The organism is Actinoplanes sp. NPDC051494 (assembly GCF_044454705.1).
Lineage (GTDB): Bacteria > Actinomycetota > Actinomycetes > Mycobacteriales > Micromonosporaceae > Actinoplanes.
The window spans coordinates 332353-355227 of the sequence record NZ_JBITDZ010000005.1 but is presented as its reverse complement, the minus strand read 5'-3'; the positions used below and the strand labels follow the sequence as shown (position 1 = coordinate 355227).

Genomic DNA, 22875 nt, shown 5'->3' with positions numbered 1-22875 from the left:
CGTCCGGGAAGCTCGGCCTTCCGGGAAGCTCGGCCTTCCGGGAAGCTCGGCCTTCCGGGAAGCTCGGCCTTCCGGGAAGCTCGGCCTTCCGGGAAGCTCGGCCTTCCGGGAAGCTGCGGGGTCCGAGGCGGGGCAGATTCGCGAGCGTCAGGAGACCCGCTGTGATCACCCGTGCCGCGCGCATCGCTCTCGCGGCCGCCGGCACTGCCGTCGCGGCGGGCGGATTTACCCCCGGAAACGATCCGCACGCCACATCCGCGGCCGCCGATGCCACATACGCGGCTGGGACCAGCGTTTCCGGGACCAGCGTTTCCGGGACCAGCGTTTCTGGGAGCAGTGTTGCTACGGGGGATGTCGGGAACAGCGCAATCGAGCACACCGGCAGCGTTCATCGCACGGCGTGCGCGGCGGTCGGCGCTACCGTCGCGGTGGTCCGGCGGGATCTGGGCGTCATCGCTGTGGGCAGTGCGACCTATGAGTACGAGGCCTGCTGACCATGATCATTACGGTGACCCTGAATCCGGCACTCGACCTGACGTACACGGTCGATGCCCTTGTTCCTCATGGCACCCACCGGGTTTCCTCGGTGGCCGAGCGGCCCGGGGGCAAAGGGCTCAACGTGGCGGCTGTGCTGCACTCGCTCGGGGAACCGGTCCTCGCGACCGGTCTGCTGGGCGGCACCACCGGCGGCCGGGTGAGCGCGTTGCTCGCGGTGCACGGCGTGCCGAACTCGTTCGTGTCCATCGCCGGCGAGACCCGGCGCACGGTCGCGGTCGCCGATGGGGTCGACGCCACGGGTTTCTGGGAGCCCGGGCCGACGGTCAGCGAGCGCGAATGGACAACGTTCCTTGAGCGTTTCGGTCAACTGGTCGGCGAAACGGACGTCGTCGCGTTCAGCGGTTCCCTTCCGCCCGGCGTTCCGGTCGACGGGTACGCCACCCTGATCCGGCTGGCGTCCGCGGCGGGAGCGGCGACGGTGCTGGACACCAGTGGCGACGCCCTGCGCCTGGGGCTGGCAGCGAGCCCCGACCTGGCCAAACCGAACGCACATGAACTTGCCGAACTCCTTGCCGCGCACCGGGCGACGAGCCCCGGCGTGCTTGGTGCGCGCGAGACGAAATCGCCGCACAGCGTGGCCGTTTCGCAAGGCGGTCCCGACGCCATCGAGCGGGAGGTAAGGGCGGCTTCAGAAGTCCGGGCCGCAAAGGGTGAGGCGGTAGGAGGCCGGACCGCGGGTGACTGGGTCGCTGCTGACGTGCTGGTGTCGGGGGTTGGGGCTGTTGTCGTCTCGCGGGGGCCGCTCGGGCTGCTCGCGGTGACCGCCGGTGGCACCTGGGAGGCCGTTCCCTCCGAGCGGCTGGACGGGAATCCGACCGGTGCCGGCGATGCGTGCGTGGCCGCTCTGGCGAGAGGGCTGCGGGATCGGACGCCCTGGGCCGAGCTGGTCGCTGATGCCGTCGCGCTGTCGGCTGCCGCCGTGGCCTCACCGGTCGCCGGTGCCGTCGATCTCGATACGTATCGGCGGCTGTTGCCGGCCGTCGTGGTCACCGGCCCGATCTAATCGCCCCGTCGCCGTCGCCGTCGCCGTCGCCGTCGCCGTCGCCGTCACCGGTCTGGCCTGATCGCCCCGTCCCGTCGCCGGTCCGGTCTGACCGTCACCGTCACCGTTCTGCTTTTCGAAAGGAAGTTGCTGTGCTCACTCCTACCGGTGAGATCGTCTCCGCGGCCCGGGCTGCCGGGGGTGGGGTCGGCGCTTTCAATGTCATCACTGTCGAGCATGCTGAGGCCGTCGTCACCGGGGCCGAGGCCGCCGGCCGGCCGGCGGTGCTGCAGATCAGTGAGAATGCCGTGCGGTTCCATCATGGCCGGCTCGCTCCGATCGCCGCCGCTGCGCGGAGCATCGCCGAGCTTTCCACGGTCGCCGTCGGGCTGCACCTCGATCATGTCGTCAGCGACGAACTCTTCGACCAGGCTGCCGCATGCGGCTTCGGCTCGGTGATGTACGACGCGTCGCTGCGCCCGTACGAGCAGAATGTCGCCGCCACCGCTGCGGCCGTGAGTCGCGGGCATGGTCGGGGGTTGTGGGTGGAGAGTGAGCTCGGGGAGATCGGCGGCAAGGACGGTGCGCATGCGCCCGGGGTGCGTACCGATCCGGGGGAGGCCGCTTCCTATGTTGCCGCCACCGGGGTGGATGCGCTCGCGGTGGCCGTCGGGTCGTCGCACGCGATGGCGACGCGGACGGCGAAGCTGGACCACGACCTGATCTCCCGGCTGGCCGCGGCCGTTCCCGTTCCCCTTGTCCTGCACGGGTCGTCGGGTGTTCCGGACGACGAGCTGGTGGCCGCCGTCCGGGGTGGGATGGTGAAGATCAACATCGGCACCGCGTTGAACAAGGCGTTCACCGCGGCGGTGCGCGAGACCCTGGACCGCGACGCGACCCTCACGGACCCGCGACGATACCTCGCCCCCGCGCGTGACGCGATCGCCGAGACCGTCGCGGCCTGCCTGCTGCTCCTGCGGTAGCCGGTCAGATCGGGAGGGCGAACGCCGCCATCTGCTGTTCCTCGTGCGGGATCAGGCCCGCCGAGCGGTAGAACGGATGTGACGTCGCGCCGCCCTCGGTGTCGGCGCGGTCGGTGGAGAGCACGAAGAACCGGCAGTGGGCGTATCGTCTTTTGAGCTCCTCCAGCAGCATCCGGCCGATGCCGCGGCGGTGCGCCTCGGGGCGTACGAGAAGGTCCTGGACGTAGCACACGGTCTCGCCGTCGGAGACGGTCCGGGCGAGCGCGATGAGCGTGCCGTCGTCCTCGCGGACAGTCAGCAGGGTGTGGGAGCCGGCCAGGCCGCGGACGAGCTGATCCGGGTCCTTGAGGTACGCCGACCAGCCCACCGACCCGTACAGATCAACCGCCTCGTCGCGGTCGACCGTGCCTTCCCCCAGGATCATCGGCCCACCTTATCCGCTGTGGCCTCCACCACTTTGTTTACGAGACGGTTCCGTATCGCATCAACGCTGAGTAGCGTTCCCCGAGTTACGGAACACATCCGTATCGAATCTAGGTCGAGCTCGGGAGAGCAGCACGTGGAAGATCACCAGAAGCAAGATCAGCCAACCGGGCACCCCCGGCGCTGGGCCATCCTCGGGGTCCTCGTCATCAGCCTGCTCGTCGTCGTTCTGGACAACACAGTCCTCAACGTCGCGCTGCGCACGATCGCCGACCCGAAGCACGGGCTCGGCGCCGACCAGGGCCAGCTCGAGTGGGCCATCAACTCTTACACCCTCGTCTTCGCCGGCCTGCTGTTCACCGCCGGCATCCTGGCCGACCGGTTCGGGCGGCGGATCACCCTGATCGCCGGGCTCGCGGTCTTCGGTCTGGCATCACTCATCTCGGCGTACGCGCAGACCCCCGGCCAGCTGATCGGAGCCCGCGCCCTGATGGGTCTCGGCGCCGCGGCCGTCATGCCCGCCACGCTCTCCATCATCGCCAACGTCTTCGAGCCGCACGAGCGCGGCCGGGCGATCGGCATCTGGGCCGGTGCCGTCGGCCTGGCCGTCGCCATCGGACCGGTCATCGGCGGTCTGCTGCTCGAGAACTTCTGGTGGGGTTCGGTCTTCCTGATCAACGTGCCCGTCGTCATCGCCGGCATCGTGCTGCTGATCGTGCTCGTTCCCGAGTCACGCGATCCCCGCCCCGGCCGTATCGACGTCGTCGGCGTGCTGCTGTCCATCCTGGGCCTGTCGCTGCTCACCTACGGCGTCATCACCGGCGGCGAGGACGGCTTCGGGCGCCCGCAGGCGTGGGGCAGCCTGCTCGGTGCGGTGATCGTGCTGACCGCGTTCGTGCTCTACGAGCGGCGGATCGCGTTCCCGTCGCTGGACGTGCGGCTCTTCAAGAACCGCCAGTTCTCCGCGTCGACCGGCATGGTCGGTCTGGTGTTCTTCGCCAGCATGGGCGCGATGTTCTTCAGCGCGTTCTACCTGCAGCTGGTCCGTGGCTACGGGCCGCTCGCCTCCGGCGCGCTGTTCGTGCCGTTCGCGGTCGGGCAGCTCGTGTTCGCCCCGCGCAGCGCCGCCATGGTCAAGCGGTACGGCCCCAAGGCGGTCAGCACCGTCGGTCTGCTCCTGGTCGCGGTCGGCCTGGTGGCCTGGGTGTGGATCGGTGCCACCACCCCGATCTGGGTTGTCGGCGCGGCGTTCTTTCTCATGGGCACCGGCATGGCGAATGTCATGCCCCCGGCCACCGAGGCCATCATGGCCGCGCTGCCCCGCGAGAAGGCCGGCGTCGGCTCCGCGGTCAGCAACACCGTGCGGCAGGTCGGCGGCGCGCTCGGCGTCGCCGTGCTCGGAGCCATCCTCTCCTCCGTCTACCGTGACGACGTGGCCGCCGCCACGCAGGCCCTGCCGGACGCCGCGCGGGAGGCGGCCCAGGAGTCCATTTCCGGTGCGTACGGGGTGGCGGCCCAGCAGGGTGGGGCCGCCGGGGAGGCACTGATGTCCGGTGCCAACGACGCCTTCATCACCGCGATGCACTACTCGGCGCTCGGCACGACGGCGTTCGCGCTGCTCGGAGCGCTGGTCGCGGTGATCTGGCTGCCGGGCAAGCGGCCCGCGTCGGCACCCGCCCCCACGGTCGCCGAAGCTCTGGCCGAGGAGCAGTTGATCGAGGCGTGACACCCCTCATGGCCATCGGATGAAAGCTCGGTAACAATGGAGCACATGACGACGGCCAGCGCGGACACCGGAGCCGGCCAGTGCCGTAAGGCGCCCGGCCGGCCCCGGGACGCCCGGGCTGACGACGCGATCATCGAGGCGGTGATCGCGCTGCTCGGCTCCGGGCAGAGCGCGGACGCGGTCTCGATCGAGGCGGTCGCGGCCAAGGCGGGCGTGGGCAAGGCGACGATCTACCGGCGCTGGCCCAACAAGGAAGCGTTGCTCGTCGACGCCGTCTCGCGGATGAAGGGCCCGATCCCGGTCCCCGAGGGCACGTCGGTCCGCGAGGACCTCGTCATGCTCATCTCCCATGCCCGCTCCAAGAACGTCGAGCACTACAGCCGGGCGATGGCCTGCCTGTTCCCGGAGATGGTGCGCAACCCGCCGCTGCGGTTCGTGTTCCAGGCCGTCGTCGAGCCCCGCCGCGAGGTCATGCGCGGTGTGCTGCGGCGGGGCATCGAGACCGGCGAGCTGCGCGCCGACCTGGACATCAACATGACCGTCCTGCTGCTCACGGCGCCGAACCTGTCGCTCAACCTGTTCGGGCACGTCCAGGGCGTCCCCGAGGAGGGCTACGCGGAGGCGCTGATCGACGCGATCCTGCTCGGCGCCGCCGCCCGACCCGAGCCACCGGCCCTACCCGCCGAATAGCAGGCCCGGCCGCCGCGGAAGCGAGGCCCGGCCGCCGCGGGAACGGCGCCCGGCCGCCGCGGGAACGGCGCCCGACCGCCGCGGGAACGGCGCCCGACCGCCGCGGGAACGGCACCCGACCGCCGCGGGAACGGCACCCGACCGCCGCGGGAACGGCACCCGACCGCCGCGGGAACGGCACCCGACCGCTCGGGCAGGCAGGGCTGGCGTTCGGGCAGGCAGGGCCGGCGTTCGGGTCGCGGTGTTATCGGGCCAGGAGCGACCGGAGTGCCTTGCTGATGTCGGCTGGTGCCTCCTCGGCCATGAAGTGGCCGCAGGTCACCGTCTCGTGCACCAGGTCCGGCGCCCAGGCCCGCCACACTGCCGACGCGTCGTAGCCGAGGACCGCGCCCCAGTCCTGGGCCAGCACTGTCACCGGCATCGGCAGGGTCGTGCCCGCCGCGCGGGACGCGCGGTCCTGGTCGATGTCGATCGTCGCGGACGCCCGGTAGTCGGCGACGATCGACGGGACCGCCTCGCGCGACGCCCGCAGGTACTCGGCCCGCACCGGTGCCGGGATCGCGGCCGGGTCGCGGGTCCAACCGTCCAGGAAGGAGGCGAAGAAAGCGTCCGGGGCGGCGGCGATCATCGTCTCCGGCAGACCGGGCGGCTGGGCCATCAGGTACAGGTGGAACGCCACGGCCGCGTCCACGCCGTGCAGGACGCCCCACATGTCGAGCGTCGGCACGGTGTCGAGCAGGGCCAGGTGGGTGATCGCGTCCGGGTGGTCGAGGCCGGCGCGGAACGCCACCAGGGCACCCCGGTCGTGTCCGGCCAGGGCGAAACGCTCGTGGCCCAGTTCGCGGGCGAGACTCACGATGTCGGCGGCCATGGTTCGCTTCGCGTAGGCCGTACCGTCGGTGTCCTCAGGTTTGTCGCTGTCGCCGTATCCTCGCAGGTCGGGGCAGATGACGGTGTGGTCGGTGGCGAGCTCGGCGGCGACGTGGCGCCACATCAGGTGGGTCTGCGGGAAGCCGTGCAGCAGGACGACCGGGCTGCCGGTGCCGCCCACCGCGGCCCGGAGGGTGACCCCGTCGGCGACGGGGACGCTGAGCTGCTCGAATCCGGTGATCGTGGTCATGGGGGCAAGCCTGCGCCACGGCGATGAGCGGTGGATGAGTATCCGATGAGCGCTGCCTAGGATGGTGGTCGTGACGACGTTCCGGGTGCTGGGTGCGATTGCCGCCGCCACCTCCCGCGGATCCGTCGACCTCAAGGGTGCCCGCCCCCGCGCCGTGCTGGCCCGTCTGCTGATCGCCCGTGGCCGGGTCGTCCCGGTCGACCGGCTCGTCGAGGACCTGTGGGACGTGCCGCCGGACGGTGCCGTCGCGGCCATCCGGACGTTCGTCGCCGGTCTGCGCCGCGCCCTGGAACCCGATCGGCCCGCCCGGCAAACGCCGTCGCTGCTGGTCACGGTGCCGCCCGGCTACGCGTTGCACGTCGCGGCGGACGCGGTGGACGCCTGGCGGTTCGAGGACCTGGTCGCCTCGGCGGCGGGCCTTCCCGCGGCCGGGGTGCAGGCGGTGCTGGGGGAGGCGCTCGAGCTCTGGCAGGGTCCGGCCTTCGCCGAGTACGCGGGGCAGGCGTGGGCCCGGTCCGCCATCGACCGCCTCGACGAGCTGCGCATGCTGGCCGTGGAACGCCGGGCGTCGGCCTTGCTGGAGCTGGGCCGGGCCGAGGAGGCCGTGCCAGGGTTGCAGGCGCAGGTGGCGGCCCAGCCGCTGCGGGAGGACGCGTGGCATCTGCTGGTCACCGCGTTGTACCGCGGTGGACGACAGGGTGAGGCGCTCGCCGCGCTGCGCCGGGCCCGGTCGGTGCTGGCCGAGGAGCTGGGCGTCGACCCGGGCCCGAGGTTGAAGCAGCTCGAGGCCGACGTCCTGGCCCAGGCCCCGCACCTGTCCGGCCCGCCGGTCGAACGGCCGCTCGCCGCCCCGCCGATGGTCGCCCCGCCGATGGTCGCCCGGCCGCTCGCCGCCCCGCCGATGGTCGCCCGGCCGCCGGACCGGCCGTTCGTGGGGCGCGGACCCGAACTGGCGGCGCTGGCCGATGCCGCGCGGGAGGCGATGGTGCGCGGGCGTCCGGTGCTCGCGCTCATCGCCGGGGAGGCCGGCGCGGGTAAGAGCGCGCTGGCCGAGGCGCTCTCGCACCGGCTCGGCTGGGCGACCGTGTGGGGCCGCAGCCCGGAGCACGAGGGCGCGCCCGTGGACTGGCCGTGGAGCCGGGGACAGCAGCTGACCACGGGCCCGGAGCCCGTCCTCGTCGTCGCCGACGACCTGCACCGGGCCGACGGTGACAGCCTCGACCTGCTCACCGCGCTGCTCACCGATCCCGGTGCCGGTGCCGCACTGGTCGTCGGCACGTACCGCCCGGCCGAGGTCGGCGACGGGCTGGGCGGGGCGCTGGCCCGGTTCGCGCGGGCCGAACCGCTGCGGGTACGCCTCGACGGGCTCAGTGCGGACGAGGTCGGTGACCTGATCGGTACCGTGGCGGGGCGGGACCCCGGCGCCGGCGTGGCGCGCGCCGTCCACCGGCGCAGCGGCGGGAATCCGTTCTTCGCCCGGGAACTGGCCCGGTTGTACGTCTCCGGGGCGGCGCTCGGTGACATACCTGACGGCGTACGGGATGTGATCCGGCACCGTCTGACCCTCCTGCCGCAAGCGTCGCGGGGGGTGTTGCGGCGGGCGTCCGTCCTCGGCCGTGACGTCGACGCGGAGGTCCTGGCCGTGCTGGCCGGCGAGGACGTGCTCGACGACCTGGAGGCCGCGCTGCGGGCCGGTTTCCTGACCGAGGGGCCGCTGCGGTTCACGCACGTCCTGGTCCGTGACACGCTCTACGACGATCTGTCCGCGTTGCGCCGGACCCGGTGGCATGCCGGCGCCGCCGCGGCGCTGGAGAAGGTGCGGCCGGACGACGCCGCCGCGCTGGCCCATCATCACGCTCAGGCCGGCCACCCGGAGGCCGCCCGGTATGCCGCCGTCGCCGCCACCCGGGCCGAACAGCGCCACAACCCGCACGAGGCCGCCCGTCTCTGGCGCCAGGCCCTGGCCACCGACGAGTTCCGGGACCGTCTCACCGCGGTCATGGGCCTGGGCCGCTCGCTGGCCGTCATCGGCCGCCTCGCCGAGACCCGGGCGTTGCGGGCCGAGGCCATCGGCACCGCGGTCGCGCTCGGCGACCGTGAGCTGCTCACCCACGTCCTCACCGCGTTCGACGTCCCCGCGATCTGGCCCCGCAACGACGACGAGGAACTCTCCCGCCGCATCGTCACGGCCGTCGAGACGGCCCTGCCGGGCGCGCCGCCGGCCCTGCGCAGCCGCCTGCTGAGCACGTTGGCCCTGGAGATGCGAGGAGACACGGGTACGCGGGGACGGGCCGCAGCGCTCGAAGCCGAGTCCCTGGCCCGGGGCGGCGGTGACCCGGCCCTGCTGGCGGCGGCCCTCAACGCCCGCTTCATGCACACCTTCGAACGGCCCGGCCGGTCCCGGGAGCGGGCCCGGATCGGCGCCGAACTCATCGACCTCGCGTCCCGCCACGGCCTGGTGGTTTTCGGGGTCCTCGGCCACCTCATCAGCCTGCAGTCGGCGTGCGCGGTGGGCGACGTCACCCGGGCGGACGAGCACGCCGCGGCGGCGGACCGAATCGCCGCGGAGTACGACCTGCCGATGGTCGCGGTGTTCACGGCGCTGTACGCGGCGTTGCGGGAGCCTTCCGAGCAGGCCTACCGGTCGGCCTGCGAACGGCTCACGGAAGGTGGGATGCCCGGGGTGGCGGACGGGTTGCTGAGCCTGGCACTGTTGTCCCTGGGCCACCCCGACGGCGAGCTGGGTCACCCCGACGGCGAGCTGGGCCACACCGACGGCGAGCTGGGCCCGTACGAACCGTGGGCCCGGCCGGGGATCCTGCTCGCCGCCGGCCACCGTGACGAGGCGGCGGCCGCCCTGCGAGCCCTGCCCGAATCCCCGCACGACCTGATGTGGGAGGCCCGCCTGTGGCTCGCCGGCCGGGCCGCGGTGGCGCTCGGCGACCGCGAGATGATGGCCGCGCTGTACGACGAACTGCTGCCGGCCGGGGGAGAGCTGGCGGGCGCGGCCGGCGGCGTGCTGTCCTTCGGCCCGGTCAGCGACCTGCTCGAGGAACTCACCACATAGGCCTCTGTCGCTACCGCCCGACCGGGATCAGGTGCGGGAACACACGGCGGACGGCGGTGGTGAGCCACTCGAGGCCCCCGCCGGTGAGGACGCTCGTTGCTTGCAGGACCGCGCAGGTGGTCTCCACGGAGGCCGGTTCGGCTGCTTGATAGAGCTGTTCGACGGCCTGGTGCCGCAGGTGCGCCTGCTTGAAGGCCTCGATCTGCTCGGGCCGCTCGCCCGCGAGGTGCAGCGGGGGAAGGACGCTCCGGTCGGCGAAAGCTGGGGGAAGGGCATCACCACGGCGTACGGCGGCCAGCGCCCCGTCGATTCCCGGCAGGTCGCGGGTCCCGGTGACCGTCAGTGCCTGTTCGATCGCCCAGGCGGCGATCGCGCGGAGGTCCGAGGGCGCGGCGGTGGTCAGGTGGGCGGCCAGGACGGCATCGGCACCACCGACGGACCTTCCCGCCGGTCCCAGGCTCCGCACCAAGTGGCCGTACTGCCAGCCGGGCTGGCGCTCCTCGGACGGCGGTTCCTCGAAGGTTTCCTCGTTGTCGCGGAGTTCCTCGACCCGGGCCGAGAGTTCAGCCGCGGTCCAGGTCGCCTCGACGCCGGTGCGGTGCCGGTACGCCGCCGGTGCGGTGGTCTGCCGGACGATGACGTCGGTGCCGGTGGCCGGCCAGAACTGCAGGAGGCACTCCTCGGCGACCGGTGCCTCCTCGGACTCGTCGACGGGGACGGTCCGGGCGCTGTAACGGACGTGGTAGCTGCCGGGTGGCAGGCAGACAGGCCCGTCCCATTCGTCGAACGCGCTGAGAGTCAGGTCGTCGACCCAACTGGCGTAATGGACGTCGACGACTTCCTGCCATTCGCCGGCCACTTCCGGGTCCGTGTCGTGCAGCTCTATCCGTACGTGGATCCGGCCGGTGTGGGTTTCGGTTCTGATCCGCAGCATTTCCGGTGTCGCGGCGCCGACGAGACCGTTCCGCTGGCCGCGCCAGGCGTCCCTGTCGTCGTCAGTCGCGTCCGTCTGTGCGCTGCACAGGGTGAGGAAGCCGTAGTGCACTCCCATTCCGGTGTCGAGCAGGACCTCAGCCAGCATCACCCCAGAATGCCAACAAAAGCCCGGCGAGGAGCCGCCTTGTCCAAGGCGGCTCCTCGCCGGTGACCGGGCGGTGCGTTACCGCTCGGCGGGGTTCCAGAGGAGCTGGTCGTCGACCACGGTGGTGCTGCCCGAGGTCACGGTGATGACGGTGGCCGAGTCGTAGTCGGGGGCCTGGTGGGCGTACTGGCTGCGGTCCGAGACGGTGAACTGGACCTTGTACCGGCCCGGTACGAGCTGGTCGCTGAGGTCGTAGCTGCCGTCGGCCAGGGTGGTGGTCTCCGACTCGCGGGCGGTGTCGATCTCACTGACGCGGACGCCGGCCCCCGCGACCGGCGCTCCCGTGGCATCGGTCAGCCGTCCGGAGATCCCGGCGAGAGCGATGGCCCGGTCGTCGACCCGGATGCTCTGTCCGGACCGTACGAAGAACTCCGTGGCACCGGACGACGTGAACGTGTGCGGAACGTACTCGGCGAACCGGCCCACCGCATAGCTGATGATAAATTTCCGGTCCGGCTGGACCCGGATCCGGTACGTGCCGTCGGCCGCCGTCCGGCCGGGATGCTCGGCGGCGCTGTCGACGTTCGTCGCGGCGACCTCGGTGTTCGCGGCCGGTGTGCCATCCGCGCGCAGGAACGTGCCGGTGATGAAGCCCGGCGCCGTGACGACGCTGGTGGCGACGGTGGTGCGCTTCGCCGTCACCCGGTAGATCGTGGCCTGCTCGGCGTCGGTGATCCGGCCGGGCGCCCATTCCCGCCAGCCCCGCATGTCGATCTGGATCCGGTAACCGCCGGGCTTCAGACCTGACACCCGGAACCGGCCGTGCGCGTCGGACCGGACTTCCTGGACCGGTCCGCCGGACGGGTCGAGATGGACCGAGACGGTGGCGTCGGCGACGGCCGAGCCCCGGGTGTCCCGGACGAGGCCGGAGAGGCTGCCGGCCGGATCGCCGGCGAGCGCCGGTCCGGCCGTGGTGGTCACGGCGGCGGTCCCGGCCAGGACGGCGGCCAGGATGCCGCGGCGGAGAAAGCGTTTGTGCTGCATGGGATTCCCTTCGCTTGTTCAGGTATGCCGGGAACGCTATTTCGGCGCCCGCGGCCCCAGCCGGAACGGCGACGCGTGGTGGCACGAATCCGGGAGTGTCCACAACAGACTTCATGTGGCGGTCGCCGCGCGTTCAGTTCCGTGTTTCCGGATGCTCGGCCGGGGAATGATGTTGACGCACGAGCGGACCATCAACAGGAGTCATGGTGAGCAAGGATCTGATGAAAGGCACCGCCTGGTACGGGCGGCCGGCCGGAGCACGCCGGACCGGTGCCGCCACCACCCGTGAGAAGACCCGGGTGGCGAACGCCGAGTCCCGCGATCGGTCGGAGCAAAAAAGAGGGTCATGACCCCGGAATGGCGATGGGCCGGTTCGGTGGCCGCCGCGTTCGACGTCGGCCGGGCCACCGCGCCGATGACCCGCGTCGAACAGGCGGCATTCCTCGGCGGCGTGCGAATGCCCGAGCGCCTTGAGCCCCAGGTCACCGTGGTCGAGCTCGACGGTGTCCCGCATCATTGGCAACTGCACCTGGCTGACCACGGTGCATTGAGGACGAGCCGCGCGGCATCTACACTCCCGATATTGTCCTGACCGCTTGCCGTACCGCTGAATGATCATGTTTCTTCTGGTCCCGCACCAGAGGGTTTCATGAGGCTCCTGACCCTCAGGAGTCGACCACGCAGCGACCACCGGGCAGCCAGGACACAGGCACATGCCGCCGAGCCGGCTGCCGGGCCACCGTGGCCGCACGACCTCGTCCGTCGCGACCCTCTTTCCCGCTTGCCGCTCGGGCCAGGCGGGTGAGCGAGGTGCGCGTTTCATGGGTGACTGGCTGATCGCATTCGTCTTCTCGATCCCGCTCGTGGCATTCGGCATGTGGCTGACCTTCAACGCGATCCTGGTGAAATGGCACGGCCTCGAGGCGCTCAAGGAAACTCCGGCCGTCTACCGCGCGTTCGACCCGCGCAGATGGAGCCGCCACGGCCTGCCCGCGGGAAGCACGGACCCACGAGCACCGGAGCAGTCACCGCCGCCGGCCGCCTGAACGCGGCCGGCGGCCCTCGGTCTTTTTTGCTCGCCGGCTTGATTCGGCCCCTGGGGCAGGGGCCATCCTGCTTCCAGGAATCAGGGGCGGGCGGCGGCGGTGATCTCGACGCCGGCCGCTCGCAGGCGGGTGACCAGGGCATCGCCGATGCCCGTGGCCGGGGTCAGGACCCCACCGGGGGAAGGGGGCAGGGCATCGTGGTCCAGAGCGAGGGCGAGCGCGGATTCACCGAGCATGACGGCCGTCGCGGCGTATCCGGGGTCTCCCTTGGCCCGGAACCGCGCCGCGAAGCGGGCACCGGTCGTGGTGGTGGTGAAGATGTCCACCGTGAAGTGGCCTTTGCGCCGCACCTCCTCGGACGGTCCGGCGCCGGGCCGGGGGAGGAGGCGGTCGAGGACGACACGGGTGGGTTTGAGGGCGAGTCCGGCGACGAGGGCGCCGAACCCGTACTTGGTGGCGGCCGCGATGACGGGGGACAGCGGTCCGGTGCCCGTGCTCATCGTCTCGCGGTACCGGAACGTCCGACCGTAGGCGTAATCGCGCAGCGCGTTGGAGCGGCGCACGACCCGGGTGTTGTAGGAGGCCATGAAGAACGGCGCGAGGGTGCCGCGCAGGGTGGGGTGCACTTGACTGGCGGGCACGGTGACCATGTCGGACTGGCGGCCCAGGTCGGGCTCGGCGGCGCGGTCCGGGGTGAGGGAATAGGCGCTGGCGGCGACGCGGCGCAGGGTCCGGTCGGCCCGGACGGTGTCGAGCTGGTGGCGCATCGTGTCGATGGTGCCGCCGCTGACACCGCCGCTCATACTGGTCACGACCAGGGTGGTGTCGGTGAGTTCACCGGCACCGGCCGCCGCGACCGCGGCGTGCAGGACGTGGATGCCGAGGTCGGAGGGCACGGAGTCGAAGCCGCAGGAGTGCACGATCCGGGCGCCCGTGGTGGCGGCGAGATCATGGTTCTCGTCGATGCTCTGGCGCACGAACAGCACTTCGCCGGTGAGATCCACGTAATCGGTGCCTGCCCCGGCGCAGGCGTGGACCAGGGCCCGGCCGTATTTCGCGTACGGGCCGACGGTGGTGACCATCACCCGGGCCGACGCGGCGAGAGCGGTCAGCGCGGGGGTGTCGTCGGCGTCGGCGACGAGCAGCGGCCAGTCCACGCCGAGTTTCGCCGCGACCGCGGCGAGGCGGTCGGCGGAGCGGCCGGCGAGTGCGATCCGGGTGCCGGCCGGGGCGTGGGTGGCCAGGTGCCCGGCGACGAGTGCACCGGCGAAACCGGTGGCGCCGTAGACGACGATGTCATGGTCCCTCATCGCCTGATTGTGCCCCGGAACACAACTTCCACAACCCCGGCCGGGCGCCGGGTGTCAGCCGACGTGGATGTGCGGGCGGCGGTTCCGGTCGGGTTCGGCCTGGCGGATCATCTCGCGGGTCACCGGTGCCACCTCGCCCTGCCCGAAGATGAGGTATCGGATGAAGTTGGCCGCCGGGTTGCCCTCGGTCCACTCGAAGTAGATGTGCGGGCGGCGGCCGGTCCGGTCGCGGATGTGCAGCAGGACCGCGGCCAGGGCGCTCGGCACCGAGGAACTCTCCATGGTCAGCACCCGGTACCGGTGGTGCAGCAGCTCGCCGCGCACGTTCAGCTCGGTCTCGAAGTCGGACGCGTCGGTGACGGTGACCTCGACGAAGAGGATGTCACGGTCGTCGACGAGATCGTTGTCCGCGATGATCTGGGCGATCTTGTCGCTGTACTCGTGGGCGTCGCGGCGGTCCGGCTCGTTGGCGATGAGACGGATGCGGCGGCGGCCGAACTCACGGAGGAAGTCCTCGGTGGTCTCGTCGGTCCCGATGCGGGTGACGCGCAGCTCGAACGCGCGGTACAGCCGCGACAGCAGCGAGATCAGCAGGATACCGGCGATGAAGCAGGCCGCGATCTTCACGCCGTCGGGGCGCTCCACCACGTTGGCGACCGTCGTGTACGCGAACACGAGCGCGATGGCACCGAAAGCCCAGGTGCGCCCGCGCTGTCCCCGGTGGTGGGCGGAGAGCGTGACCGCGGTCGCCGCGGAGGTGATCAGGACCAGCACGCCCGTCGCGTACGCGCCGCCCTGGGCGTCGACGTCCGCCTTGAAGATGATCGTGATCAGGAACGCGGTGAGGGTGAAGACCAGGACCATCGGCCGGACCGCCCGGGCCCAGGACGGTGCCATGCCGAAGCGGGGGAGGTAGCGCGGCACGAGGTTGAGCAGCCCGGCCATCGCCGACGCGCCGGCGAACCACAGGATGGCGATCGTCGACAGGTCGTACACGGTGCCGAAGGCGGTGCCGAGGTTCTCGTGGGCCAGGAACGCGAGGGCCCGGCCGTTCGCCTCCCCGCCCGGCTCGAACTGCTCCTGCGGGATGAGCACCGTGGTGACGACGCTGCTCGTGATCAGGAAGACGCTCATGATCACCGCGGCGGTGGTGAGCAGGTTCTTGGTACCCCGGATCCGGCCCGGCAGGTCACCGGTGACGTGCGGCATGACCGCGACGCCGGTCTCGAAACCGGACAGCCCCAGCGCGAGTTTCGGGAACACCAGCAGGGCGATCGCGATCATCATCAGCGGGTCGCCGTGCTGGGTGGTCAGGGCCGTGCCCCAGTCCGCGACCGCGCTCGGGTGGGTGACGACCTGGAACAGGCCCTGGCCGACGACCACCACGTTCAGCGCGAGGTACACCCCGACCAGTCCGACCGCGATGCCGATGGCCTCGGTGAAGCCCTTCAGGAACACCGCCCCGAGCAGCGCCACCAGCACGAGCGTGACCAGCACCTCGTGGCCGCGCAGCGACGACGGCCAGAACGGGTTCTCGTCGATGTGAGCGGTCGCGTCGGCCGCGGACAGGGTGATCGTGATGATGAAGTCGGTGGCGGCGAAACCCAGCAGGACCAGGACGAACAGCTTGCCCTTCCAGAAGGAGAGCAGCTTGACCAGCATCGCGATCGAACCCTCGCCGTGCGGGCTGTCGGCGGCGACCCGGCGGTACACCGGCAGTGCGCCCAGCAACGTCACCAGCACCAGCACCAGCGTGGCGATCGGGGACAGCACGCCGGCGGCGAGCGCGGCGATGCCCGGCTGGTAACCCAGCGTGGAGAAGTAGTCCACGCCGGTCAGGCACATGACCTTCCACCAGGAATGCGGGCGTTCCCCGCCCTCGGCGTGCGGGCCCTGATGCTGCCCGGCCTGCTCGTTGAGGCCCTTCAGGAGCCAATCGGTCATCACCACCCGGGAATGGTGGCACCGGCCGGACGGCACCGCCCGTCCCCGGGCGTTAAGAACACGTCTAGATTTCCGCACCCCCGTCAAAGCCCCGTATCCACGGCTTCCCACCCCCGCCCGGGGCCGCGCACCGTCGGGGTCATGACTCTCGCCGAACTGTTGCCGTCGTTGCGGTCCACGCTGCGTCCCCACCTCGACCCCGAGCTGTGGCCGTCGACCGCCCGCTGGGGTGCCCACGGCGACCTGCTGATCGGCGGCGTGCGGGTGTCCGTCCTCGCGCCGACCTACGGCACCCCCGTGCACGTCCTCGACGAGGCCGATGTGCGGGCGCGGTGCGCCGGATACCGGGCGGCGTTCCCCGACGGGGTCGCCTACAGCGCCAAGGCCGGGCTCACCATGGGGCAGGGCCGGTGGATCGCGGCGGCGGGACTGGGCTGCTACACCGGATCGGGCGCGCAGCTGCGGACCGCACTGCTCGCCGGGTTCCGGCCGGCGCGCCTGGTGCTCGTCGGCGCCGCCAAGTCGGTGCACGATCTCGACGCGGCGTTCGCGTGCGGCGCGGCCGTCGTCGCCGGGACGGCCGCCGAGGTGCGAGCCCTGACCGCCCGCGCCCCGCTCGGGCAGCGCGTCCACCTTCGGGTCGTGCCGTCGGCCGCGGGCCCGGGACGCTGCCGGTACGGGTTCCGGCTCGGCACCGGTGTGGCGCTGGAGGCCGTCGGGGAGGTCCTGGCCAGCCGCAACCTGCGCCTGGCGGGACTGGACTTCTCCCTGGGCCACCAGCTCAGCCGGTTCCAGACGTTCGAGAGCACACTGCGCGAGGCCGTCGCCTTCTGCGCGGTGGTGCGCGCCCGGACCGGTGTCGTCGTCGACGCGCTCAACCTGGGTGGTGGACACGCGGTCGCCTACACCGACCACGATCACGGGTTCGCCCTGCAGCCGTTCGCGAACCGGATCCGGGCGATGCTGCGCCTGGCGGCCGAACGGCACGCGGTGCCGGCCCCGGCGCTGACGGTCTCCCCGGGTCGGGCGATCGTGGCCCGCTCTGGTGTCACCGTGCACCGCGTCGCCGAGGTAAGGACCGCCTCGGACGGCCGGTTGACGGTCGTCCTCGACGGGGTGGCCCCGGACTGCGCCCCGCACCGCCGCACCCCCGGCCGGCGGGAGTGCCCGGGCCGGCACACCGCGCAGCTCGTCGGCCGGGTCTCGCAGGCACCGATGCGCCTCGCCGCCGTGGTCGGTGACACCGATGTGCTCGTGCCCGCGATGCAGGTCCCCGGCGACGTCACCGCCGGTGACCTGCTGGTGGTCGCCGGGACCGGCGCCTACCACCACCGGCGTGACCACTTCGTCGGGCGGCCGCCGGTCGTCTCGGTCGCGGACGGTGCCGCCCGGACGCTGGTGCGCCGGGAAGGTGTCGACGACCTGCTGGGCATCCTGTCCGGGCACCCTGTGGGGACCCGCTAATGACCGTGCCAGGACCGCCAGAGCGACGCGTACGGACCGCCGGCGCCCACCAGGTCGTCGTGGCTGCCGAGTTCGATGATGCGGCCGCCGTCCATGACCGCGACCCGGTCCGCGTCGTGGGCGGTCTGCAGGCGGTGGGCGATGGCGATGACCGTGCGGTCGTGCAGGACCGCGGCGAGCGCTCGTTCCGCGGTGCGGGCCGCGGTGGGATCGAGCAGGGCGGTGGCCTCGTCGAGGATGACCGTGTGCGGGTCGGCGAGGACCACCCGGGCCAGCGCCAGCTGCTGGGCCTGGGCGCCGTCCGGCGGGTGCTCGCCGAGGTCGGTGTCGAGGTCGGTGGCCCAGTCCGCGCCGACCGTCTTGAGTGCCCGGTGCAGCACCTCGTCCGCGGCGTCGACCATGAGGTTGTCGCGCAGCGACTCGCGGAAGACGTGGTGCTCCTGGGTCACCAGCACGACCTGGCGGCGCAGTTCGTCCGGCGGGAGCCCGGCGACGGCGGTGCCGCCCACGGTCACCGTGCCGCTGGTGGGGCTGTCGACCCCGGCGATCAAGCGGCCGAGCGTGGATTTGCCGGCGCCGGAGAGCCCGACGATGGCGAGCCGTTCGCCCGGTCGGACGGTCAGGGTGACGTCGTGCAGGACGTCGCGCCCGCCGTCGTACGCGTATCGCACGCCGGTGATCTCGATGCGGTCCCCGTCCGGGCGGGTCGTGGTGGTCCCGGCCCGGGCCGGGACCGCGGCCAGGCCCTCGATGCGGGCGAACGAGGCGCTGCTGCTCTGCAACTGCTCGATCCAGATCATGATGCTGTCCAGCGGGCCGACGAACTGCCGCATGTACAGCACCGCCGTGCTGACCACACCGAGCGTCACCGAACCCCGCAGGTACAGGAAACCGCCGAGCAGGAGCACCAGCACGACCGGGACGCTGTACGAAGTCTCGGTGATCGGGAAGAACACCGAGCGCAGCCGCAATGTGGCCAGCCGGGTGCGGCGGGTCTCCGCGATCGCCGCCCGGCCGGTGGCGAGCCGGCGTTCGCTCAGGTCGAACGCTTCGATCGTGCGGGCGCCGGTGGTGGTCGCGGACAGTTCGTCGGCCATGTGCGAGTTCGCGGCGCCCTCGACGAGGTACGCGTCGCGGGCCCGGCGCAGGTACCAACGGGTGATGAACCAGATGCCGGACAGGCCGAGCACCCCGACGCCACCGAGCAGCGGGTTCAGCAGGAGCACCGCCCCGGCGATGAACAGCATCTGCACGGCGGAGATGAACACCTGCGGGATCACGTCGCGCAGTGCCGTGGCGACGGCGTCCACATCGGCGGTGCCCCGGGTGGTCAGGTCACCGGCCGGGATCCGCTCGACCACCGCGGCGGGCAGGGCCAGGGAACGCCGCAGGAAGCTCTCCCGGATCCGGGCGGCGGTGCGTTCGCCGAACCGGTAACCGGCCGCGGTGGCCTGCCGGACCAGCAGGATCTGGGCCACCGCGCAGGCCAGCAGCGCGAGGGCCAGCCGGTCGACGGACCCGCCGCCGGCGCCCGTGGTGACCGCGTCGATGATCCGGCCGAGCAGCCACGGGCCGCCCAATGAGGCGATCGCGGCGAGGGAGTTCAGTGCCACCATCAGCACGACGGTGCGACGGTCCGCGCGCACCAGGCGCAGTGCCGCGCGGACCACGAGGCGGGTGCCGGCGACGGGGAGGGCAGGGTGACCGGGCAGGCTCATGCGTCCTCCCCGAACACGCGGGTCACCAGAGCACGGTAACCAGGGGTGGTGGCGAGCAGCGCACGATGGTCACCGGTCGCCGCCACCCGGCCGTCGACCAGGTAGTGCACGACGTCGGCGCGGTCGAGCAGCACCGGGGACGTGGTGGCGACGACGGTGCCGCGGCCGTCGCGGACCGCGCCGAGGCGTTCGGCGATCGCGGCCTCGGTGTGCGCGTCCACCGCGGAGGTGGGCTCGGCGGCGAGCAGCATCTCGGGGGCGGCGTGCAGGGCGCGGGCCAGCCGGACGCGTTGCCGCTGGCCGCCGGAGAGGTTGCGGCCGCCCCACTCGACCGGATGGTCCGGCGGGCCGACGTCGTGGGCCACCGCGGCGTCGATCGCCGCCCCGACCCGCTCGTCGTCCGGCTCGTCGCGGCCCGCGACGACCTCGCGCAGCGGACCGGCGAACAGGTCGGCCTCGTGCTGCGCGACGAGGATCCGGGAACGGACCTGCGGCTGGGCGATGCCGTCGAGACGGATGCCACCCCAGGTCGCGTCCGTGGGGCCGTAACGGCCGAGCCGTTCGAGCACCGCGGCGCTCTCCCCGGGACGGGCGCCGGCCAGGGCGGTCATCCGGCCCGGGTGCGCCGACACGCCGGACGCGGGGTCGTGCAGGACAGCCGGGCCCGGGGGACCCGCGACACCGAGGTGGTCGTCCGGTGGCAGGCGCAGGAAATCCACCACCCGCCGTGCGGCGACCAGGCCACGGGTGATGTCGAAACCGCAGAAGATGAACACGCGCACCGGGATGACCAGCATGGCCGTGTACCCGTACACCCCGATCAGTTCACCCACCGTGATCTCGCCCCGGGCCGCGAGCCGGGCGGCGAGCCAGACCACCACCGCCAGGAAGACACCGGGCAGCCCGTCGCCGAGCGCGTCGACCCAGCTCGACGACCGCCCCACCCGGTAGCCGGCGTCGCGCAGGGCCGCGGACTCCCGGGTGTACCGCGCGAGGTGGGCGTCCTTGCCGCCGAGGCCGTTGAGGATGCGCAGGCCGCCGATGACGTCGACGAGGCGCGCCGCGAGCCGGCCCTGACGGTCGCGGTATCCGGAGCCGGTGTGCTGCACCCGCCCCAGCAGCGGGCCGATCACCACCGACAGGATCGGCAGGCCGGCCAGCACCACGAACGCGAGCAGGGGAGACGTGCGGAACAACAGGACCGCGACCACCGCGTACGCGACGACGCTCGCCGCCCCGACACCGCCCACGTTCATGGCCCGTCCGATGGCCCACACGTCGGAGATCCCGATGGTGACCACCTCGCCGGCGGTGACCCGGCGCGGCAGTGCGGCGCCGAGCCGGGTCGCGTGCACCAGCACCGAGTCGGCGGTGATCAGCGACGCGGTCAGCCGCAGCTTGGTCATCGACCGGTGCCGCATGATGCCCAGGCCCGCGCCGGCCAGCCCGAGCAGCAGGACGGCACCCGCCCAGGCGATCAGCGCACCGGGCCGGCGGGGGACCAGACCCCGGTCGACGGCCTGCGACAACGTGTACGGCGTGAGGCTGAGAGTGACGTACCACAGCGACCCGAACATCGCGCCGAGTGCCACCCCACCCTTCACCTGTCGCGCCAGCCACCACAGATATCGTGCGGGTCCTCGGGTATCCACATCGGCCATACTGCCCGGAAGCGGTCATCCGGCGCCGCCCCATCGACGCTGCCCGGGCGGTCAGCGCTCCTGGGCCGTCAGCGCTCCTGGGCCGTCAGCGCTCCTGGGCCGTCAGGGCGAACGCCAGCAACGACGTCGCGGTGAAGTCGATCGCCGGCTCGCTGCTGGCCGAACTGCGCACGGCGTCGGTGTAGCGCACGTCGGGCCGGTCGTACTCCGCGAAGTCGGCGCACCGGTCCGGGTCGTCGGTGAACCGGGCGGCGGGCTGCGGGCCGTTGACCGCGGCGCCGGTCATCGGCACCTCGCCGTCGCCGGTCAGACTGGAGATCTGGTCGTGCGGGCAGCGCGGGTAGGTGGTGCCGGCGCCGACGATCAGCGACGTGCCCCAGCCGTTCGCGCCGAGCACGACCGAGCGCTGGGCGGTCGCGAACCGGGCGTACGTGTCGTCGCCGGTCATCCGCCGGTACAACAGGGCGGTGGCGGTGTAACCGAGCTGGCGCGACGTGTAGTCGGAGCCGCCCAGTCCCGCGGCGGCGCCCATCGGATCGCCCGCCGCGGCCTGGATCCCCGCGTCGAGGCGGGCCCGCAGGTCCGCGCTCGGCACCGTGCGGTCGGCGCCGGGGATCCGGCCCAGCTCGGCGTCCGCGATCACGCTGAGGTTGTACAGACTCAGCGCGGGTCTGCTGTCGCTGTCCGCGTTCGCCTCGGCCCAGCCGGCGGCCCGCTGTGCCCACTGCCCGGCGCGGTCGTCGCCGAGCTTCACCGCGGCGAGGGCGAGTTCGGCGGCACCGGTCGCCATGTCGTCGGTCCAGCTGTTCTCCGGGTAGAACCTGCGGGGCTCGGCGGTGACCAGCTCCCCGACGTCGTCGGTGGCGGCCAGCTCGAAGATCCGCGCCGCGCTGTCCAGGTGCGCCCGGGCCCGGGCGGGGTCGGTGTCCGCCTCGACCTGGGCGGCGAGGGCGAACGCGGCGCCGACCCGGCCCGCGAGGTTCGGGCTGAGCGGCTGCCCCGGGTCGTTCGCCCGGAACACCGGCCGGTACCGAAGGTAGTAGTGGTCGTCACCGGGCCCGACGTCGAGCGCGTCGTCGCTCTGGGGCAGCCGCCACTTGTCGTGGTCACCGGCGAAACCGGCGCCGCTGCCGACCCCGACCTGGGTGTACAGCACGCCGGCATCCTCGTCCCACATCTTGTCGAGCCAGTCGACACCGTGCCGGGTCTCGGCGGCCAGACCCTCCGTGGCGGGGCCGTCGCGCTGCACCATCTGCAGCAGGACCAGCGCGTACGCGGTGGTGTGGGTGAATTTGAGGTAGTCGCCGGCGTCGTACCAGCCGCCCTCGACGTCGACGGTGTCCCCGGTCGGCGTCATCGGGTCGGTCATCGTGCCGTCGTCGTCGTAGCCCGGGTTGTCGTGCACGGCGGCGGCGCGGTCGTCGAGGTGCGCGGGTTGCCGGTCCCACGGGCCGGCGACCTGGTCGGCGCCGTCCCGATGGGCCTGGAAGTAGCGGACCGCGTTCGCGGCGAGCGGGGCGAACAGCTCGCTGCCCGCGGCGATCCGGAACGGTGGCGACTCCGCGGTGACCGCGCCCCGGACCCGGATCCGGTAGGTCCCGGGCGTGTCCAGGCCGCTCAGGTCCACCGGGTGGATCATCGGGAAGGCCGCGTTCCAGGTGCCCCGGCTCGCGTCGATCCGGGCGGTGAACACGTCGTCGCCGTCCTCGTCGACCACGGTGGCCTCGGCGCTCCCGGCATCCCGGGGCGCCAGCAGCATCGCGATCTTGGACTCACCGGTCGCGTATCCGACCTGGTCGACGCGGACCCGGGCATCGATCTCGGGGGTTTCGGCCGTGCAGCCTGACAAAGCCGCGAGGGCGGACAGCGTCGCCAGCAGGAGCACCGTCATGGTCGGTCGGCCGGCTCGGATCATCCAGCAGACTATGGAGAGCGAACCCACCGATCGCAATCGGTGTCCCTCGTGCGGGGGAGGTGCCGCGTCAAGAGCGCGTTAAGAATCGGGGCGTGCGCGTAGGGCTGGTGTGAACGCTGCTGACAACGCCGCCCGCGCGCGGT

The 22875-nt window shown here is 72.3% G+C and carries 18 protein-coding genes; 9 read left to right on the top strand and 9 right to left on the bottom strand.

The window, feature by feature from the left end; genetic code table 11:
* Positions 1-161 precede the first annotated feature (161 nt).
* The 3 genes from ACIA6A_RS20760 (at position 162) to ACIA6A_RS20750 (ending at position 2523) form a co-directional block, all read left to right on the top strand.
* A complete protein-coding gene (locus ACIA6A_RS20760; protein ID WP_396099360.1) occupies positions 162-494 on the top strand; it encodes a hypothetical protein in 333 nt (110 codons plus the stop codon).
* A gap of 2 nt (positions 495-496) precedes the next feature.
* Complete coding sequence (locus ACIA6A_RS20755; RefSeq protein WP_396099358.1) at positions 497-1561, top strand: 1-phosphofructokinase family hexose kinase; 1065 nt, start codon at positions 497-499, stop codon at positions 1559-1561.
* 131 nt (positions 1562-1692) lie between these two features.
* Entirely contained in the window at positions 1693-2523 is an 831-nt protein-coding gene (locus tag ACIA6A_RS20750) for a class II fructose-bisphosphate aldolase (RefSeq protein WP_396099357.1), read from the top strand.
* A gap of 4 nt (positions 2524-2527) precedes the next feature.
* Here ACIA6A_RS20750 and ACIA6A_RS20745 read toward each other — a convergent pair whose 3' ends face one another.
* Positions 2528-2947, bottom strand: coding sequence for a GNAT family N-acetyltransferase (locus ACIA6A_RS20745; RefSeq protein WP_396099356.1), 420 nt, complete (start codon positions 2945-2947; stop codon positions 2528-2530).
* A 135-nt stretch (positions 2948-3082) separates the two neighbouring features.
* Between ACIA6A_RS20745 and ACIA6A_RS20740 the strand changes: the two genes are divergently transcribed.
* Positions 3083-4672, top strand: coding sequence for an MFS transporter (locus tag ACIA6A_RS20740; RefSeq protein ID WP_396099355.1), 1590 nt, complete (start codon positions 3083-3085; stop codon positions 4670-4672).
* Between the two features lie 45 nt (positions 4673-4717).
* Positions 4718-5362, top strand: a complete 645-nt coding sequence (locus ACIA6A_RS20735; RefSeq protein WP_396099354.1) for a TetR/AcrR family transcriptional regulator — start codon at positions 4718-4720, stop codon at positions 5360-5362.
* A 244-nt stretch (positions 5363-5606) separates the two neighbouring features.
* Here ACIA6A_RS20735 and ACIA6A_RS20730 read toward each other — a convergent pair whose 3' ends face one another.
* A complete protein-coding gene (locus tag ACIA6A_RS20730) occupies positions 5607-6482 on the bottom strand; it encodes an alpha/beta fold hydrolase (RefSeq protein WP_396099353.1) in 876 nt (291 codons plus the stop codon).
* Between the two features lie 61 nt (positions 6483-6543).
* Between ACIA6A_RS20730 and ACIA6A_RS20725 the strand changes: the two genes are divergently transcribed.
* Positions 6544-9549: a BTAD domain-containing putative transcriptional regulator gene (locus tag ACIA6A_RS20725; protein WP_396099351.1), complete on the top strand. Its 3006-nt coding sequence runs from the start codon at positions 6544-6546 to the stop codon at positions 9547-9549.
* Positions 9550-9559: 10 nt separating this feature from the next.
* On the opposite strand, the gene ACIA6A_RS20720 is transcribed toward ACIA6A_RS20725, so the two are convergent.
* Both ACIA6A_RS20720 and ACIA6A_RS20715 read right to left on the bottom strand, forming a co-directional pair.
* The gene (locus ACIA6A_RS20720) at positions 9560-10630 is read right to left on the bottom strand and encodes a hypothetical protein (protein WP_396099350.1); all 1071 of its coding nucleotides are present in this window, start codon (positions 10628-10630) and stop codon (positions 9560-9562) included.
* A 78-nt stretch (positions 10631-10708) separates the two neighbouring features.
* Positions 10709-11674, bottom strand: coding sequence for a carboxypeptidase-like regulatory domain-containing protein (locus ACIA6A_RS20715; RefSeq protein ID WP_396099349.1), 966 nt, complete (start codon positions 11672-11674; stop codon positions 10709-10711).
* 346 nt (positions 11675-12020) lie between these two features.
* On the opposite strand from ACIA6A_RS20715, the gene ACIA6A_RS20710 reads away from it, so the two are divergent.
* Together ACIA6A_RS20710 and ACIA6A_RS20705 are read left to right on the top strand one after the other, a co-directional pair.
* Positions 12021-12266 (top strand): hypothetical protein, encoded by a 246-nt coding sequence (locus ACIA6A_RS20710; protein WP_396099347.1) that lies wholly within the window; start codon positions 12021-12023, stop codon positions 12264-12266.
* 229 nt (positions 12267-12495) lie between these two features.
* Positions 12496-12720, top strand: coding sequence for a hypothetical protein (locus ACIA6A_RS20705; protein WP_396099346.1), 225 nt, complete (start codon positions 12496-12498; stop codon positions 12718-12720).
* 80 nt (positions 12721-12800) lie between these two features.
* Here the strand turns inward: ACIA6A_RS20705 and ACIA6A_RS20700 are convergent, their stop codons facing one another.
* Together ACIA6A_RS20700 and ACIA6A_RS20695 are read right to left on the bottom strand one after the other, a co-directional pair.
* Positions 12801-14030 (bottom strand): saccharopine dehydrogenase family protein, encoded by a 1230-nt coding sequence (locus ACIA6A_RS20700; protein ID WP_396099345.1) that lies wholly within the window; start codon positions 14028-14030, stop codon positions 12801-12803.
* A 54-nt stretch (positions 14031-14084) separates the two neighbouring features.
* The gene (locus ACIA6A_RS20695; RefSeq protein ID WP_396099554.1) at positions 14085-15974 is read right to left on the bottom strand and encodes an amino acid transporter; all 1890 of its coding nucleotides are present in this window, start codon (positions 15972-15974) and stop codon (positions 14085-14087) included.
* 141 nt (positions 15975-16115) lie between these two features.
* Here ACIA6A_RS20695 and ACIA6A_RS20690 point away from each other — a divergent pair, with 141 nt between their 5' ends.
* Positions 16116-17438, top strand: coding sequence for a diaminopimelate decarboxylase family protein (locus tag ACIA6A_RS20690; RefSeq protein WP_396099343.1), 1323 nt, complete (start codon positions 16116-16118; stop codon positions 17436-17438).
* Here the strand turns inward: ACIA6A_RS20690 and ACIA6A_RS20685 are convergent.
* The 3 genes from ACIA6A_RS20685 to ACIA6A_RS20675 form a co-directional block, all read right to left on the bottom strand.
* A complete protein-coding gene (locus ACIA6A_RS20685) occupies positions 17435-19156 on the bottom strand; it encodes an ABC transporter ATP-binding protein (protein ID WP_396099342.1) in 1722 nt (573 codons plus the stop codon). The two genes, ACIA6A_RS20690 and ACIA6A_RS20685, sit on opposite strands and share 4 nt — an antisense overlap.
* A complete protein-coding gene (locus ACIA6A_RS20680) occupies positions 19153-20733 on the bottom strand; it encodes an ABC transporter transmembrane domain-containing protein (protein WP_396099552.1) in 1581 nt (526 codons plus the stop codon). The genes ACIA6A_RS20685 and ACIA6A_RS20680 overlap by 4 nt, the downstream gene beginning before the upstream one ends.
* A 169-nt stretch (positions 20734-20902) precedes the next feature.
* Entirely contained in the window at positions 20903-22732 is a 1830-nt protein-coding gene (locus ACIA6A_RS20675) for a glycoside hydrolase family 9 protein (protein WP_396099341.1), read from the bottom strand.
* Between the last annotated feature and the right edge of the window lie 143 nt (positions 22733-22875).